The organism is Acinetobacter sp. ANC 3781, assembly GCF_004331285.1.
Classification (GTDB): Bacteria; Pseudomonadota; Gammaproteobacteria; order Pseudomonadales; family Moraxellaceae; genus Acinetobacter.
Window position 1 is genome coordinate 161208 of the sequence record NZ_SJOH01000005.1, and the last position, 16918, is coordinate 178125.

The 16918-nt window shown below is 41.0% G+C and carries 11 protein-coding genes and 1 pseudogene; 5 read left to right on the forward strand and 7 right to left on the reverse strand.

Annotation, left to right across the window (positions count from 1 at the left end):
- Positions 1–47: 47 nt before the first annotated feature.
- Complete coding sequence (gene blaOXA / locus E0H89_RS05675) at positions 48–869, reverse strand: class D beta-lactamase (protein ID WP_131215323.1); 822 nt, start codon at positions 867–869, stop codon at positions 48–50.
- A gap of 1110 nt (positions 870–1979) precedes the next feature.
- Here blaOXA and omp33-36 point away from each other — a divergent pair.
- Positions 1980–2855: a porin Omp33-36 gene (gene omp33-36, locus E0H89_RS05680; RefSeq protein ID WP_131215326.1), complete on the forward strand. Its 876-nt coding sequence runs from the start codon at positions 1980–1982 to the stop codon at positions 2853–2855.
- A gap of 62 nt (positions 2856–2917) precedes the next feature.
- Here the strand turns inward: omp33-36 and E0H89_RS05685 are convergent, their stop codons facing one another.
- The 4 genes from E0H89_RS05685 to E0H89_RS05700 form a co-directional block, all read right to left on the reverse strand.
- Positions 2918–4888, reverse strand: coding sequence for a glycine betaine transporter (locus tag E0H89_RS05685; RefSeq protein WP_131215330.1), 1971 nt, complete (start codon positions 4886–4888; stop codon positions 2918–2920).
- Positions 4889–5062: 174 nt separating this feature from the next.
- Entirely contained in the window at positions 5063–5755 is a 693-nt protein-coding gene (locus E0H89_RS05690) for an ion channel (protein WP_131215333.1), read from the reverse strand.
- 303 nt (positions 5756–6058) lie between these two features.
- Positions 6059–7774 carry a cation acetate symporter gene (locus tag E0H89_RS05695; RefSeq protein ID WP_131215336.1) on the reverse strand — a complete coding sequence of 572 codons (1716 nt, stop codon included), beginning with the start codon at positions 7772–7774 and terminating at the stop codon, positions 6059–6061.
- A gap of 1 nt (position 7775) precedes the next feature.
- Positions 7776–8108, reverse strand: coding sequence for a DUF485 domain-containing protein (locus tag E0H89_RS05700; RefSeq protein WP_131215340.1), 333 nt, complete (start codon positions 8106–8108; stop codon positions 7776–7778).
- Between the two features lie 182 nt (positions 8109–8290).
- Here E0H89_RS05700 and E0H89_RS05705 point away from each other — a divergent pair, with 182 nt between their 5' ends.
- Positions 8291–11782: a hybrid sensor histidine kinase/response regulator gene (locus E0H89_RS05705; RefSeq protein WP_131215344.1), complete on the forward strand. Its 3492-nt coding sequence runs from the start codon at positions 8291–8293 to the stop codon at positions 11780–11782.
- 416 nt (positions 11783–12198) lie between these two features.
- Positions 12199–12966, forward strand: coding sequence for a hypothetical protein (locus tag E0H89_RS05710; RefSeq protein WP_131215346.1), 768 nt, complete (start codon positions 12199–12201; stop codon positions 12964–12966).
- A 109-nt stretch (positions 12967–13075) separates the two neighbouring features.
- On the opposite strand, the gene E0H89_RS05715 is transcribed toward E0H89_RS05710, so the two are convergent.
- Positions 13076–13726: a response regulator gene (locus E0H89_RS05715; protein WP_131215361.1), complete on the reverse strand. Its 651-nt coding sequence runs from the start codon at positions 13724–13726 to the stop codon at positions 13076–13078.
- A gap of 377 nt (positions 13727–14103) precedes the next feature.
- On the opposite strand from E0H89_RS05715, the gene msuE reads away from it, so the two are divergent.
- Both msuE and sfnG read left to right on the forward strand, forming a co-directional pair.
- Entirely contained in the window at positions 14104–14838 is a 735-nt protein-coding gene (gene msuE / locus E0H89_RS05720) for an FMN reductase (protein WP_131215349.1), read from the forward strand.
- A gap of 29 nt (positions 14839–14867) precedes the next feature.
- Positions 14868–15992 carry a dimethylsulfone monooxygenase SfnG gene (gene sfnG, locus E0H89_RS05725; protein ID WP_131215352.1) on the forward strand — a complete coding sequence of 375 codons (1125 nt, stop codon included), beginning with the start codon at positions 14868–14870 and terminating at the stop codon, positions 15990–15992.
- A 687-nt stretch (positions 15993–16679) separates the two neighbouring features.
- Here the strand turns inward: sfnG and E0H89_RS05735 are convergent.
- Positions 16680–16918: pseudogene (locus E0H89_RS05735) on the reverse strand (ISNCY family transposase); the annotation flags it as partial.

Below are 16918 nucleotides of genomic sequence, written 5' to 3' on the forward strand. Positions count from 1 at the left end.
CACATTTATATATCATTTTAAAATTTTGATTTTTTATCTGCTTGCAATTAATTAAGATAAGACAACAGACCCAGTTTATCTAAAATATCTAAACTGAGCTGCTTGCGCTCGCCTGCATCATCAGTGTCATGCATTTCCAGATTTAAAACAAAAGCAGTAATCTGTCCGTTGGGCTGCTCAACCCAACCGGTATACCAGCCCACTTGTGGATGAACATCTGTTCCCCACCCACTTTTCGCATATAGTTTTGTATTCACTCGACGCTCTATAAAAAGCATTTCTTTCACTTGTTTTTGTACAGCAGCATCAAAAGTCAATTGTTCTGTTGCAAGCTGATAAGCAAATTTCGCTTCCTGTTCAGGTGTGATTTTCAGAGGACCCACCAGCCAAAAATTATCTACCTGTTGACCAATATTTTGATTTCCAAAACCGACACGATGTACTTCTTGTTGCATTAAGTCCAGCCCAATCCGTCTAGCCAGCTCCTGATAAACCGGAACTGCGGAAGCCTGCATGGCTTGCCCCAAAGTCATGTCTTTTTCCCATGCAGCAAAACTACGTTTCTGACCGTTCCATTTAAAGATTTCCGTTGCATTCACTTTATTATGTTGCAAGCCAATCAAGGCATTTAACATCTTAAACGTTGAGGCTGGAATATAGGAATGCTTGGCACGGGTTAAAGTATTTCCATAATGATTCAACTGGTGACCATCGTAAGTCGTAAAGACTGCTTGTTTATTGGCTTGATTTAATAATGTGGCAATATCTTTTGATCGTACAGACGTGACTTCCGAGACGGGTTTTATCACGCCGTGTTTAGAATTCTGTTCTGTTTGCAGGTGGCAAGCCGTTAATTGCATCAAGGCCATTAAGCAACCTAAGTAGAATAATCCCTGTTTTATCTAAAATTCTCGACTGAGCTAATCTGTTATTTTTATCAAATTCCCGAACCTGTTTTGTAGGGATTAGGCATATCTAAAAATATTTTTATAACAGATGTAAGAAAATATTTACACATGCTACAAACAAGTTCATAATGCACTGAATTAGGGCATATCAAAATCATTCCTCAGCAGGATCTTTGATTTACCTGAGATTTTGGCTAAAAAACCTCAGTTTCTTTGAAAACTGGGGTTTTTTATTGCTTAAAATTACTCAGTGAAATAAAATTCAAATGATTATTGCACCAAAATAAGGCAACTAAAGTGGCAACATTTACAAATAAACTTTTTAAAATATTAAATTTGGCAATAAATACCTGTGGAAAAGAAAAAGTAATCATATTTGGATTTGAATGGGGGAGCGAATGTTTGGATAGTTTCTTGATTGAATATCAAGATTCATTTTAAGCACACTGAGCTCAGGCAAAAAAAAAGCCCAACCTTGGGGAAAGCTGGGCATATAAAAACAAAACTTGTTTATGGAGAATCAGATCATGATCACATTATTTCAATGTAATACGACTTGATAGATAGATTATGGTAAAAAATACTAAATAAGTAAAGCCTATAGAAACAGTATGGATTTAATTTCATCACAATAATCACAGATAAATGTGAAATCTTCCGCAATCTCCCAATTAGAATGTTGATTTTTTAAACAAAAAATATCTATTTAAAGTGTTATTTATTGTTTTGATCTAGAAAATATTACAAATATGATAATTAGTTGACGCTATACCTACACTCATAAATTGTTTTTTACAATTGAAATATAAAAGTTAATCTAATTTAACATTGTAAAGATTCACTGAATTTTCTTAATTTCAAGAAGGATAAATTGCTTGAATACACATATTCTTTTGTTCTGAAAAAGTTTTTTAGTTGATACACAAAAAAATATAAGTTTATTTATTAACCATTCATATTATTTAGAACAAAACCTCAACAAAATAATGTTGTTTTAGTTCATTGACTTAATGTTTTGTTACAATACAATGCCTGCTGTTTAATCCATTTTTAACAGAACTGGTAACTATTATGAAAAAACTCGGTTTAGCCACTGCTTTATTATTAGCCATGACCGGTGCTCAAGCATACCAATTCGAAGTACAAGGTCAATCTGAGTACATCGACACTACAGCAAATGACAAAGATTTTACTGGCGGTGTTCAAGGTACTTATTACCTTAAAGATGTCGATTCTTCTAAAGGCCCATTGGCTGAAGCAGCTTTCTTAAACCAAGCGTCTAACATTTCTGTTGCTTATAATTACGGCGAGTTAGGTTCAAATGGTATTGATGTTGTAGCACATAACTTTGGTGCTAAAGCTGAAGCTTTCATTCCTACTAAATTTGTTCCTGCATACGCAAGTGCTTCTTATAGCCATACCATCCTTGATTCTAAAAATGCAGCTGTTAACGATAACAACGGCGACCGTTTTGCATTAGAACTTGGTGCTTTTGCTACTAAAAACTTCTTAATGGCTGTTGGTTATACTAACGTTGCTGACCAAGCTGCTGTAGATGCGTTTAATGTAATGGGTAATGGGATTGCTAAATCTGTTGCTGAAACTGCAACAATCGGTCAAGATCAAGACGCAATTACTGCACGTACTAAATATGTGGGTGCGATCGATGACACGAATATGGCAATCGGTTTTGAGTCTGGCATCATTTATGGTGATGACACGGCTTACCAGTTAAAAACTGACCTTTATGTAACTCCTAAATTAAGCGTTGGTGCTTCTTACGCTGAATCTAGCTTTGCTGGTACTCCAGATAACGCTTGGGGCGCAAATGTAAATTACTTCATTACTCCTGCTGTTGCAGTTGGCGCTTCTTACGTAAATGCAAATGCCGAAGAAGTTGCTCTTGATACTCAAACTGTTGGCGTAAATGCTAAATTCCGCTTCTAATTTTTAATTAGAAAAAAAATTCAAAAAAGGACGCTTTATGCGTCCTTTTTTATTTTCTAGCTTTATTCAGATGTTCGAACCAAACTTAAAAAATGTAAATGACGTTCATATTGATCAATAATATCTTGCAATAAATCATCTGAAGTCCAATCCATCACATCATAGTTCTGACCACCTTCTCTTAAAAAAACTTCCGCTTGATAATAGGTCACTTCATTCGCAGTCATTTCTGGCATAAAGCTCGGTGGAACCGTTTCTCGTATCACCACTTGATAGATAAAATTAATTTCATCATGATGATCGACTCTCAATTCCAAGCCATCAGCAATCGAAGCAATCCTCACCGTCAACTTACGCCGTTGAAACTCCTTTTGCACACTTTGGAAGGCCTTGGATACTTCAGTTTCAATATACTGTTTCACCTCTGCTTCAGTATGCGGATAATGCATAATTAAACCTAAACGCTGCTGCCAGCTGCGTGGGTTTTGGATTGCTCGTGGAGTAATGCGTGCCTCTTGTAATGCATTCATTTTGGTGACGTCTAAACGCAAGGCTTTTAATAAACCCCAACAAATAAACAGCATAATAAAAGTGAACGGCAAGGCGCTCATCATGGTGGCTGACTGTAATGCACCTAATCCGCCTACTAACAATAGAACAATCGCCAATACTGCCATCAGTACGGTCCAAAACAATCTTTGCCAAGTAGGAGAATTTTCAGATTTTGCAGTTAAGTAATCGGTCACCAATGCACCCGAATCCGCAGAAGTCACAAAAAACAGCATCACTAAAAATGTTGCCAGTAAGCTCATGACGCTTGAAAAAGGCAAGCTGTGCAAGAACTCAAATAATGCGACCGATGAATCTCGTTGCACCGCCAGAACCAGAGAATGATTCGCTTCATGGAGAATGCTATATAACGCGGCATTTCCCATAAAACCCATCCAGATCAGGGTAAAGCCGGTCGGAATCAGCAAAACACCCACAATAAATTCACGAATAGTGCGTCCTTTGGATACCCGGGCAATAAACATTCCCACAAATGGCGACCATGAAATCCACCATGCCCAATACATAATGGTCCAGCCGCCAATCCAGCCATTGGGCTGATAGGCATAGAGATTAAAAGTCATCGCGAATAAATTTGAGACATATTGCCCGGCATTTTGAATGGTGGTCTGTAGCAAATAGATCGAAGAACTGGCAAAAAATACGAACAGCAATAAAATTAGCGCCAGAATTAAATTAAGTTCAGATAGCCGTTTAATCCCTTTATCTAAGCCTAAAAATACCGACATTGAAGCCATGGCACTGACCACAATAATCAGGATCACTTGAGTCATGGGCGCTTGCTGAATTCCAAACAGATAGTTCAGCCCGGAATTGATTTGTGTAACCCCAAAGCCCAAGGTGGTAGCGACACCAAAAACTGTCCCGATGGTGGCAAAGGTATCCACTGCATCCCCAATTGGGCCATGAATTTTCTGACCAATCATCGGGTATAAAGCAGAACGAATTTTTAGTGGCAGATTATGGCGATAAGCAAAATAAGCCAGTGCCAATCCCACGACAGTATAAATTGCCCAGGCATGAAAGCCCCAATGAAAGAAAGTCACACGCATAGACTGCTGTGCAGATTGAATCGTTTCACCCGCACCTTCTGGGGGTGACACATAATGCATGACCGGTTCGGCAACACCAAAGAACATCAACCCGATCCCCATGCCTGCCGTAAATAACATGGCAAACCAGGAACCATTGCTATAACTGGGTTGGCTATGATCAGGACCCAGTTTAATTTTACCCATATCCGATAGCGCAATATAAATCAGTAAAATAAGGAATATTGCGACCGATAATACGTAAAACCAGCTAAAAGAATCCGTAACCCACTGATTGAGATGTTTGGTAATCAGCTCAAATGAATTGGGGGCTAAAACCACTACTGCCAAGAAGATGACAATAATAGCCACCGTACTTAAAAACACATTTGGATTGACATTTGCAAACCAGGATGGATTTTTGGAAGGCATATATCCTCCAGTTTATATTTTAATTAATGTGACAGACCTATTGGTCAAACAAAGCATTTATAGAAGATAAATTAAAGACGATTTAAGTAGAACTACATAAAAAACTCAGGCGCATCATAAATTAATGTTAGCTATAAAGCAGTTACCGTCCTGTAACATAATAAAAACTTGATTTTATTTGTTAGTTTTATCCCGGTTAGGTAAATGCGCAATATATTGCAGCGCAATTAACCGCGAAACAATCAGCGCCAGGTACATCACACCACAGAACATTTGCAACATGGCCAACACCCGTGCAGGTGCACTCACTGGCATTAAGTCAGATAAACCCGTTGCTGACTGCAAGCTAAAACTTAAAAACAATAAATCCAGCCAGCTGTGTAAACCAGTCATATTTGAATTGTAAAAACTGCCCGGAACCAAAAGCTGGCACATGTTATATAAAAAGGCAAAACCCCAAGCAAGCAACGTAAATACAGCACCTGCCGCAAACAGTTCATCTATAGTTAAATAACGGTCTTCAAACATATAACGCAATAAACCATATGCAGCACTAAAATAGGCTGCAGCCTCGAAACCATGCGCTGTTACTTGAATCATTGGATGATCTATACCCAATAAACTCAGTGAAGAAAAAACGACGGCTCCACCCACAAAACTTAAGCCTAAAAATGTAAACATCGGTGTTTGTCGAATAACTTTGGCAATCACCAATAAAACCAATACCCCTAAAAGCCAAGTCAAAGTCCGATAGGTCATACTATAATTGACGGCTACAGATAATATTAAAATGAAAAATTGCAACAAGATCAGCCAGGCTGAAGGTAATAAGCGGAAAATCTTCCAAACATGAATAAACGCCTGCATTCATTACTCCAAGACATGACTATTTTTTGTTTATCAGGGATTTTTCTTTATTTTCATCTAATAAAATTAGCATGAATTGAACACAATCCTAGCAACACATTTGTATGAAAATCATCAAGAAATTGATTCATCAATACTCTAAATTTAATTTTAAACATTGAATCTATGAAGCAAAAAAATAAAAATCAGCTTTAAATAAACCGATTAAATTTGAAACAAGAGCTTATTCATCAAGCACATCATCAATCTTGAGACAATAAAAAAGTCCCCGCAGGGACTTTTTTATCGGTTCAATTTTGAGTCTTAGTGATCCGACGCTCCAGAGATCCCAATACCCGTTTGTGAACGAACATACTGTGCGTCAAATGCTTTACGTTCTGCTTGTGCACGTGCTGAGTTATCAGTCACAGAGAACAACCAGCAGCAGAAGAACGACAATGGCATAGCGAAGATTGCAGGACCATTAAACGGATTAATTGGTGTATCAGAAATACCTAAGGTATCTACCCAAACTGCTTTAGACAGAACAATCAAGAGTACTGCAAGAGCCAGACCTACAACACCGCCAATCACTGCACCGCGCGTGGTTAAACCTTTCCAGAACATTGAAAGTACAAGTACCGGGAAGTTGGCACATGCAGCCACCGAGAATGCCAAACCAACCATGAAGGCAACGTTTTGTTTCTCGAATAAAATACCCAAAATCATCGCAAAGATTGCAAGACCTAGAGTCGCAATTTTTGACATACGAAGTTCAGATTCAGGCGTCGTTTGACCTTTTTTGAATACGTTTGCATACAAGTCATGTGAAATTGCTGAAGCACCCGACAAGGTCAAGCCTGCAACCACAGCAAGAATCGTTGCGAATGCCACTGCTGAAATGAAGCCCATGAACAAGTCGCCGCCAAGCGCATCACTTAAATGCACCGCAGCCATATTGTTACCACCAACAAGTTCTAACTTGCCGGTCATTGCCATTTTCGCCACATCAAGGAATTGCGGATTATTCGATACATAAAGAATCGCACCAAAACCAATGATGAAAGTTAAAAGGTAGAAATAACCAATGAAACCAGTTGCAACAACTACTGACTTACGAGCTTCTTTAGCATCTTTTACGGTGAAGAAACGCATCAAGATATGGGGTAAACCTGCAGTACCAAACATCAATGCCAGACCGAGTGAAATAGCATCTAGAGGATTGGCTGCTAATTTACCTGGCCCCATAATATTGCCGGCTTCTGCCAAACTTACATCATGTACTTTAGAGAAGATTTGAATCGATTGTTCAAACATTTCAGTGAAGCTAAAGCCCACACCTTTCATGACCATAAATGCCATAAAGGTCGCGCCTGAAAGTAACATCACCGCTTTAATGATCTGTACCCAAGTAGTTGCCAGCATACCGCCGAAAATCACGTAAGCCATCATTAATAGACCAACGATGACAACAGCAATGTTGTAGTTCAAACCAAAAAGCAGTTTGATGAGCTGACCTGCCCCAACCATCTGAGCAATTAAGTAGAACGCAACAACCACAAGTGAACTCACAGCTGCCAAAGTACGTACCGGCTTTTCTGCCAAACGGAAAGACACCACGTCAGATAAGTTGAATTTACCCAGGTTACGCAGACGTTCAGCCACCAGGAACAATACGATTGGCCAACCCACCATAAAACCGAGTGAGTAAAGCAAACCGTCAAAACCTGAACTAAAAACCAGTGCAGAAATTCCAAGGAAGGATGCGGCAGACATATAGTCACCAGCAATCGCTAAACCATTTTGGAAACCTGAGATCCCCCCACCGGCAGTATAGAAATCCGTGGTACTGGTGGTTTGTTTCGCTGCCCATTTGGTAATCACCAAAGTGAAAGCAACAAAAATCACGAACATGATAATGGCATGCCAGTTGGTCGGTTGCTGTTCAGCAGCCCCAAGATCTGGACCAGCCATGACCATACCTGACATGAACAGCGTTGATGCTGCCAAGGTCTGAGCCTTTAATGAATTCCATTTCATATTAGTGCGGTCCTTTTGCGTTGGCAATTGCTTCTACTTCTCTCATCGCTTCTTTTGTTAGCGGATCTAACTTGTTGTTAGCAATATAGGAATACACGCCACAAAGTATAAATGATAATACGATGATGCTTAGACCTAGTGGTATGCCCCAAGTTGTTACACCACCACTAAAAGAACTCATTAAGAATTCTTTGTTATAACCGACGAGCAGCATAAAACCCACGTAGACGAACAACATAATTGCTGTAAGTGTCCAGCTCAGTGTACTTTTTTTACTGACCATCTGTTTAAATTTTGGATTTTGTAGAATTTGTTCTACCTGTCTCTCATCCATAACAATGCTCCTTTGTGCATCCAATCTTAGGTGCTATTTTTAATTCGAATTATTACGTTGTATAACTTAACAATCTTGTTGGGTTGTTGTAATTAATACTTTGGTCGTTAAATTTTGATCAATTGAGCGGTCAGATTATCAGATAGGGTATTATTACGATATAGTTTTATACTGCAGGCAATATGAATAGCTGGCTTATTATCGGGGTTCTTGCCCTTTATATCGCATTACTTTTTATCTGTGCATTTTTTGGGGAAAAACATGCCAGTCGATTAAGTACCCGCGGACGCATGCTACTCTTTAGTTTAACTTTAGGGGTTTATTGTTCATCTTGGACATTTTATGGCGCAACGGGGGCCGCAGTTCGGGAAGGGATTATCTTCCTGCCCATTTATTTAGGACCGTTAATCTTTGTTGGGGTCGGTTACGATATTTGGCGACGTTTGGGCCGGGTACGTCAACATCATGCTATTTCCTCTATTGCCGACTTTGTTGCCGCACGTTATGGCAAAAGCGGGACATTGGCGTCACTGGTTACCATTCTTGCCGTCATCGCGATTATTCCTTATTTGGCCTTACAGCTCAGAGCGATTGCCTTAAGTGCCGCCGTGATTCTGCAACAGGACTCTGGCATAGAAGGCACCACCAATGGCGTGCTGTTCTTAACGGGGATATTGGCCATTTTAGCCATGATTTTTGGGACCCGGCAAATTGCCAATACCGAACAGCATGGTGGTTTAATGCTGGCGGTGGCATTTGAATCCTTTGTAAAACTCTTCGCTTTACTTTGTGTCGCCTTATTTTTCGTGTTTGATTCTCCGGGAAATCTGGCGCAAATTTCAAGTGATGTCGCGGACACCTTTAAAGAGGTTCAACTGTTTGGGGTACCGGAAACGTTTTGGGTACAAACGGTATTGGCAGCCTTGGCGATCATTTGTTTGCCGCGCCAATTTCATGTGGCTGTAGTTGAACTACGCGACGAAAAACATATTCGCGGGGCACGTCGCTGGTTTGCCACTTATCTGATCCTGACCACCATCGCAATTATTCCCATTGCCAGCTGGGCATTACATGCAGCCCCGCACTTTTTAGCCATTCCAGATGTTGCCGTGCTGTCCTTGCCGCTCAGTTATAATCAGGAATGGTTAACCTTACTGGCCTTTCTGGGTGGTTTTTCTGCATCAACCGGCATGCTGCTGGTGTCATCAGTCGCCTTGTCGATTATGCTCAGTAATGACCTGATTATGCCGGCACTCTGGCGCACAGGCATAATTTCACGTCACGACAAACGTCTGCCGTTGGTCCTCAAATTTACCCGTCGCGTCTGTATTTTAGCAGTCATGTTGCTGGGCTTCCTGTTCTTCCATTTCTTTAATGACATTGACCAACTTTCTGTTTTCGGCTTGCTGGCATTCAGTGCAGTAGCACAGTTCTCCCCTGCCTTGATTGGGGGACTGTATTGGCGTGGCGGTAGCAAACAAGGGGTTTATGCAGGTCTGATTACCGGCTTTGTAATGTGGGCGTATACCTTGCTGTTACCGACGGTACTGCGTAGCTTGCCTGCTGAATATAGCCAGTTTTCCCAACAGTTTCTGAGTCTGGGACCTTTGGGGATTAACTGGTTACGTCCAGAAGCCCTGCTCGGCTTTCAGTCTTTTGCAGCCTTGACCCATGGCGTAGTTTGGTCTTTAGGTCTAAATATCCTGTTATATGTCTGGGTCTCCCGAATTTTCCGCCCCAGTATTGCAGAACAGATTCAAGCAGAAAGTTTCTTCTATTATGAAACCAAGCCCTTGCCGGCACACACCAGCTCGACTGATATTAGCTACCTCAATCATGATGTGGCGCGTCTGAAAGTGGGAGATTTAATTGCCTTGGCCAAACGGATTACCGGTGAAGGACCCACCACCCAAGCTTTCCACCAATTCTGCGCACAAAATAATGTCATCCTGAATGAAAATAGCAGTGCCAATGGCATGTGGTGGCGTTTCACCGAGCAATATCTGGCAGGAACTATTGGTTCAGCTTCTGCGCGTACCCTGCTCACCACGGCGATGGTGAATAATGGCTTAGCCCTCGGTCAAGTGGCGAATATTCTAGATCAGGCCTCACAGTGGCAGCGGTTTAATCAAAACCTGATCATGACCATGATTGATCATATGACCCAAGGGGTCAGTGTGGTAGATGAAAACATGTGTCTGGTGGCCTGGAATAATCAATATTTGAAACTGTTCGATTATCCAAAAGACATTGTCTATGTCGGTTGCCCAATTTCCGATTTAATTCGCTATAACGCGGAACGCGGTGAATGCGGTCCGGGTTCGGTGGAAGAGCACGTCCGGAAACGGATTCACTGGATGGCCATGGGGAGCGCGCATGAATTTGAACGGATCCGTAAAGATGGCCGAGTGATTCAGATGCGCGGTAATCCGATCGAAGGTGGCGGTTTCGTCACCACTTTTGCCGACATTACCGCATTCCGTGAAAACGAAGCCATGCTTGAAGGACGAGTTCAAGATCGTACCCAACAGCTTGCCAATGCACTTTCCGAGCAACAACTGGCACGCGAACAGGCCGACCGGGCCAACATGTCAAAAAGTCGCTTTATTGCAGCGGCAAGTCATGACTTGCTACAGCCGATGCATGCTGCGCGTTTGTTTAGTACTGCCTTGGAACAAAGCGTTCAGTCAGATGAAGATCGCAAAACCCTGCAACAACTTGATCGCGCCTTACATGGGGCAGAAAGCATGCTGTCAGCCTTGCTGGATATTGCCCGTCTGGAAGGCGGAACAATTCAGCCGAAACGTCAGTCTTATCCTCTACATGACTTGCTCAGTGATTTAGAACTGCAATTTAAATCCATTGCTGCACAACGCGGGATTAAATTCAGTGTGCATGATGCGCAATTCTGGATTGATACCGACCCGCAATGGATTCGCCGTATTATTCAAAACTTTGTCAGCAATGCCTTGCGTTATACCGCCAGAGGTCGCGTGATTGTCGGTGTGCTGCGTTCAAGCGATAAACCCAATAACATTCGGATTGGGGTTTGGGATACCGGTCCAGGTATTGCTGAAGAACAACGGATTAAGCTATTTCAGGAATTCGAGCGCTGCGGCCACACCTCCCCTTGGGGTGAACAAGGTTTGGGACTCGGTCTGGCCATTGTTCAACGTATGACCAGCATGCTGGACTATCCGGTACATGTCTATTCCGAATATGGCAAAGGCTCTTGCTTCATGATTGAAGTACCGATTGTGGAAGCGCCAAAAGTGGTGGCAACACCGGTTCAGGCGATTCCACTGAAAAGCAAAGCCTATAAAATTTTATGCTTAGACAATGATGAAACCATTTTAGAAGGGATGTCGACCTTGCTGACCAAATGGGGCTATCAAGTGTTTAAAGCGACTGAACCTGAACAGGCGCTAGAACTGATTCAGCAAGAAAACATTCAGGTATGGCTGGTCGACCAGCATTTAAATAACGGTAAAATTGGTCTCGATTTTATTCAGGAAAACCGTCAGGAACAGGTCCCTGTGGCGCTGATTACTGCAGATTCTGATCCTGATCTTCCACAATATTTGAAAGACCTGAATATTGTGCTGCTGAAAAAACCGTTAAAACCGGCATCGCTTCGTTCATGGTTATCTGGATTAAAAATTTCCAGTGATTAAACCTAAATCGTAAACCCGCACGTCCATTCCAGCTTACTGAAATGGACGTTTTTTTACGCAAATACACCTATTATTACGATTACTGGCAATTTATTTTTTCATTTATGCAAAACTGTTCAAAAAGCATGAATTTAAGCGCTGCTGCATTGACCAAAAACTCCAAGCCAGTACTGGCTATGGCAAAGAACATCAAAATTTAAATATACACTTGTATACTTAGTTACAATTTTATAAGTTATTATTATTAAATATATTTTTTTAATAAAAGTTACATCTATAACTTTAGTCGTATTCCGTTTGTCGCTTTCCTGGATCATATATGAGAGCAACAAGTGATCAGTTTAATCTGTCTATCAGTACCTACATAAAACGCTGCCCAAGAAACTGATCATCATAGAAAAATACAGGAGTTTAAGATGAACATTTCTGAAGCCGGAAGCCATGACGTAGACCAATGGCAACAATTTCACCGTCAATACGGTGTCAATGCCCTGTTACCTGAAATTCAATGGACTGAGTTGTTTAAGCCCAGCCACTTAAAGGATATTCACATTCAGGCCCTAAATGCCTTATATCAAAGTGCTGTTCCACTTGCATTACAGGTGTTCGATGAATTGAATTTTGATGTTTTCAGCCCTGCCGCATATAAACCCCAAGGTTTGGGCCTATTTGATCGACTTGCTGAACAAGAAGATAAGCTCATCGATTCCTTAAACACCGAATCTAGAGACTTAACTGATCAGGTACGTCACCAGATTTGGAGCATGTTATTGCGTGGTGGTGCAGTCTTGGTCTTTAAAGCGTGGCTAGGTAAAGTAAAAACCGATGAGAATATGTTAGATACCACACAATTTGATGAATTGTCTGATCTGCTTTTTATTAAAACCCCACCTTTTGAATTGGCAAAACGTTTAGGTGTAAATGCGCATGCCAATGAAGATCATATTTTCCTGCTGTATGGCAGTGATGTCTATTTAGACCGTTTTAACAGCTTGGAAACTGCGGCATTATTTGTCGATTTGGGCGTATATGATGCAGCATTCTTAAGCTTAAGAGATGACAGCGTAGCTGAATACCTGAAAGAGAAATCCTATGTCTCCCAGGAGCAAATCGATGATCTGCAATGTGCATTGAATCCATTATTTTGCACCGACCACACTCCCAGACAAAGCTGTGTCGCCTAATCTAAAACGCTAAATGCTTTGAATTTCAAAACATCTCGCGCCATAAACCTCGCAATAAAAAAGGCACTTTTATGAAGTGCCTTTTTTATTCAATGCTGTGTTCAGCAAATTACATTTTCTTTTCTTCGATATTTAAAGCGCTGATTGCCAATACCGCCTGAGTACGGTTTTGTACATTCAATTTACGGAAAATGGCAGTGACATGCGCTTTAATGGTTGCTTCAGAGACATCAAGTTCGTAAGCAATCTGTTTATTCAGCAAACCTTCAGCTACCATCATCAATACACGGAACTGTTGTGGTGTCAGCGATTGAATACGTTCTGCCAGTGCAGTTTCATCTGCTGCACGTGGGTCAAAATTCAGGTTGGCAGGCAAGTTTGGCGGTAACCAGATTTCACCTTCTAGCACCTGACGAATCGCCTCACCAATATGGCTTGGATGCGCTGATTTAGGAATATAGCCCATTGCACCATGCGCAATCGCACGTTGAATTATTGAAGTTTCTTCATGGGCAGAAACTACAATAATTGGAATCGAGGGATATTGTGCACGGACGTGAACCAAAGCTGAAAACCCCGAAGCTCCTGGTAAATTTAAATCCAATAAGACCAAATCCGGTTCTGGTCCGTTATCTAAGCGTTCATACAACTCATTTACTGCAGCCGTTTCTTGAATTTGAGCTTGCGGTAAGCTGTAACGAACGGCCTGAATCAAGGCATGACGAAACAACGGATGGTCATCAACGATTAAAATATTCATAAGCGACATGAAGGATCTTGTGCACAGTGGTTTCTATTCTAACCATAGTCGCGCATTTAAGGATATGCAAGATCTCACTATTTTTGCATTTAAGCCGATATTCACAGTAAGAAATTAGCAAAACTCTTTATTTTCTTAATTTGTTTAAACCTAATCACTTTTTTATATAAATTTTATCGTATAAAGCAAAATACTTATTAGAAATCCAGATAAATCTATAAATCAAGTAATTAATACCCTCTTAAAGCTTACTTAATGACAATTTTCTGTATATCTCAAAATCAGATAACTTTTCTGTATTTGCTTATTTTACAGGATATCGCAGGTGCTGATTAATAACTATATTCCGATATTTTATTGTTTTAGGTTATTCCGAGATGTCCATTTTAAATACACAAAAACCCTTAAATATTGTTGCTGTATCGGGTGGTTTGAACAACCCATCAAAAACTGAAGCTTTGGTTCAGGCGATTCTGGACGAACTGGGTGAAGCCACTCCCATCAAGGTACATTTCATTAAATTCAGCGAAATTGGTCAATTGATGGGTGGTGCAATCTACCGCAATCAATTACCACAACGGGTACAAGATGACTTGGCGGCCGTAGAAGCAGCAGATGCGCTAATTGTAGGTACGCCAGTGTATCGCGCATCATTTACCGGTCTATTTAAACATTTCTTTGATTTTGTAGAACAAACAGCACTGGTGGATGTTCCAGTTCTGCTTGCAGCTTCTGGTGGTTCTGAACGTCATGCCTTGGTTCTTGAGCACCAGTTGCGTCCATTGTTTAGTTTCTTTCAGGCGCAAACTTTGCCCATCGGTGTTTATGCAACTGACCGTGATTTCACGCCTGAATACACCATTCACAGCGAATTCTTGCGTGACCGTATTACTTTGGCAGTGGCACGTGCTTTACCCATTCTTGAATGGGCACCAGCAAAAGGTCAACGCGCAGAAGTGGTGAAAGAAAAAACCCAACAAGCCAATCAAAACCTGGGCATTAATAAACAAATCGAGCAGGAAGAAGTGCTTCCTTCTGCGGCAGTGCCAAGCTTGGATGCAGCAGAATCTCGCCTACACAGCAAAAAAGCACCGCAGACTCAAGTCGCTTAATCTGCGACTTTCACCTCGAGGGTTTAGAGATGTCCCAACAACAAGCACAGCAAAACAACAACATAAAATTTGCCTATTGGGTGCCGAATGTCAGTGGCGGCCTGGTGGTCAGTAATATCGAACAGCGTACCGACTGGAGCTATGAATACAACGTACGCTTAGCCCAAGCGGCAGAAAAAAGTGGTTTTGAGTATGCACTGACGCAGATTCGTTTTACTGCTGGCTATAACGCAGAAAATCAACATGAGTCTGTAAGCTTCAGTCACGGCATTTTGGCAAAAACTGAACGCTTAAAAGTGATTGCGGCGATTTTGCCCGGCCCTTGGAAACCCGCGCTTGCTGCCAAACAATTAGCAACGATTGATCATCTTACGAATGGTCGGATCGCCATTAATATAGTCAGTGGCTGGTTCCGCGGTGAATTTGATGCGATTGGTGAAGAATGGCCAGAACACGATCAGCGTTATGTCCGTTCAGAAGAATTTATTCGTTCTTTAAAAGGCGTCTGGACTCAAGATAATTTCAGTTTTGATGGCAAGTATTATCAATTCAAAGATTACACCCTAAGTCCAAAACCGGTGCAAAAACCGCATATTGAAATCTTCCAAGGTGGCAGTTCACGTGCTGCACGGAATATGGCTTCGCATGTTTCAGATTGGTACTTCACCAATGGCAACACACCTGAAGAAATCAAAAAACAAATTGATGATATTCGCGATAAAGCCAAGACCAATAACCATCAGGTGAAAATTGGAGTGAATGCATTCATTATTGCGCGCGATACTGAAGAAGAAGCGCAATCTGTGCTGCAAGAAATTGTAGATAAAGCCAATATTCAAGCTGTGAATGCATTTGGTGAGGCTACCCGCGAAGCAGGTGCATCAACCCTAGAAGGCGAAGGTAACTGGGCGAAATCGACTTTTGAAGATTTAGTACAGTATAACGATGGCTTTAAGACCAATCTGATTGGAACTCCACAGCAAATTGCAGAGCGTATTCTGGAATTGAAAGCGGTCGGTGTGGACTTGATACTTTCAGGCTTCTTACACTTTATTGAGGAAGTCGAATACTTCGGTGCGAAGGTGTTGCCTCTGGTTCGTGAACTTGAAGCAAAACAGCAACAAGAACAACGGGTTCGAGCCAGGTCAGCTTAGCAGCAGTTAAAAATAACAAGAAGAATAAAAAGTAGCTCCATTTTCCCCTCAAGACTCGGCTTGAGGTTTTTTTATTCTTATAAATAACTTAAGTGGATGATAACAAATTCATTTCTTATAAGAGATTGATGTTAGATAAAATATATAAATATAAAGGATGCTATATGAGAGGGCTTTTAGTCTTAGTAATAATAAGATTTTAGATAATAAAAAAACCCGGAATCCTGCCGGGGTTTTTCGTATTTGATGCTTAGATCTAACTCCTGTCGGATCTCAGTCCTTGTTCTGTTTATTGTTCTTTTTATTTGGAGCATCCTGCCCTGTATGTCCCCATTATAGGAAGCTACAACGAAGTGGTATAGCAGCAAAGGACCTAGATTGATGTGAGCAAATGCGTACAAGATCGGCTAAAAACTGTCCCGGTTTTATCCGTAAAATTGAGGATATTTTCTACCCTTGGAAGGCTGTTAACATTGAAAAAAGTTTCAATTTAATCAAATAACGATCATTTTTATTAGCGGAATATATCAAAAATGTTCATAAAAAAGCCGACTTTTTTTCCAAGCCGGTTGAACGAGATCGTTCGAGAGGGTATGTATTAAGATAGGATACTGATCTTAAATTAATATTAAAAAAGTTGTTATTCCCAAGTAGAAATGTCCTACCTAATAACCAAATAGAAATGTCCTATATGGACATTTCCAAGTCAAGCACAGGATTCAGATTTCGCTGTTGAATTGCTGTTTTCTGTGCACGTCTGCTTGGCATCTTTTGAGAACGATTGCGTTTGTTTTGTTGTTCCAGTTCTTCATGCTGCTGTTGGATATGATTCAGAACAGCCCCCAACCGTTTATTCTCAACAATCTCTCGCTGGTTGAGCTGACTTAATTTATCGAAGATGCTGTAACTGACTTTTCTCCCTTGAT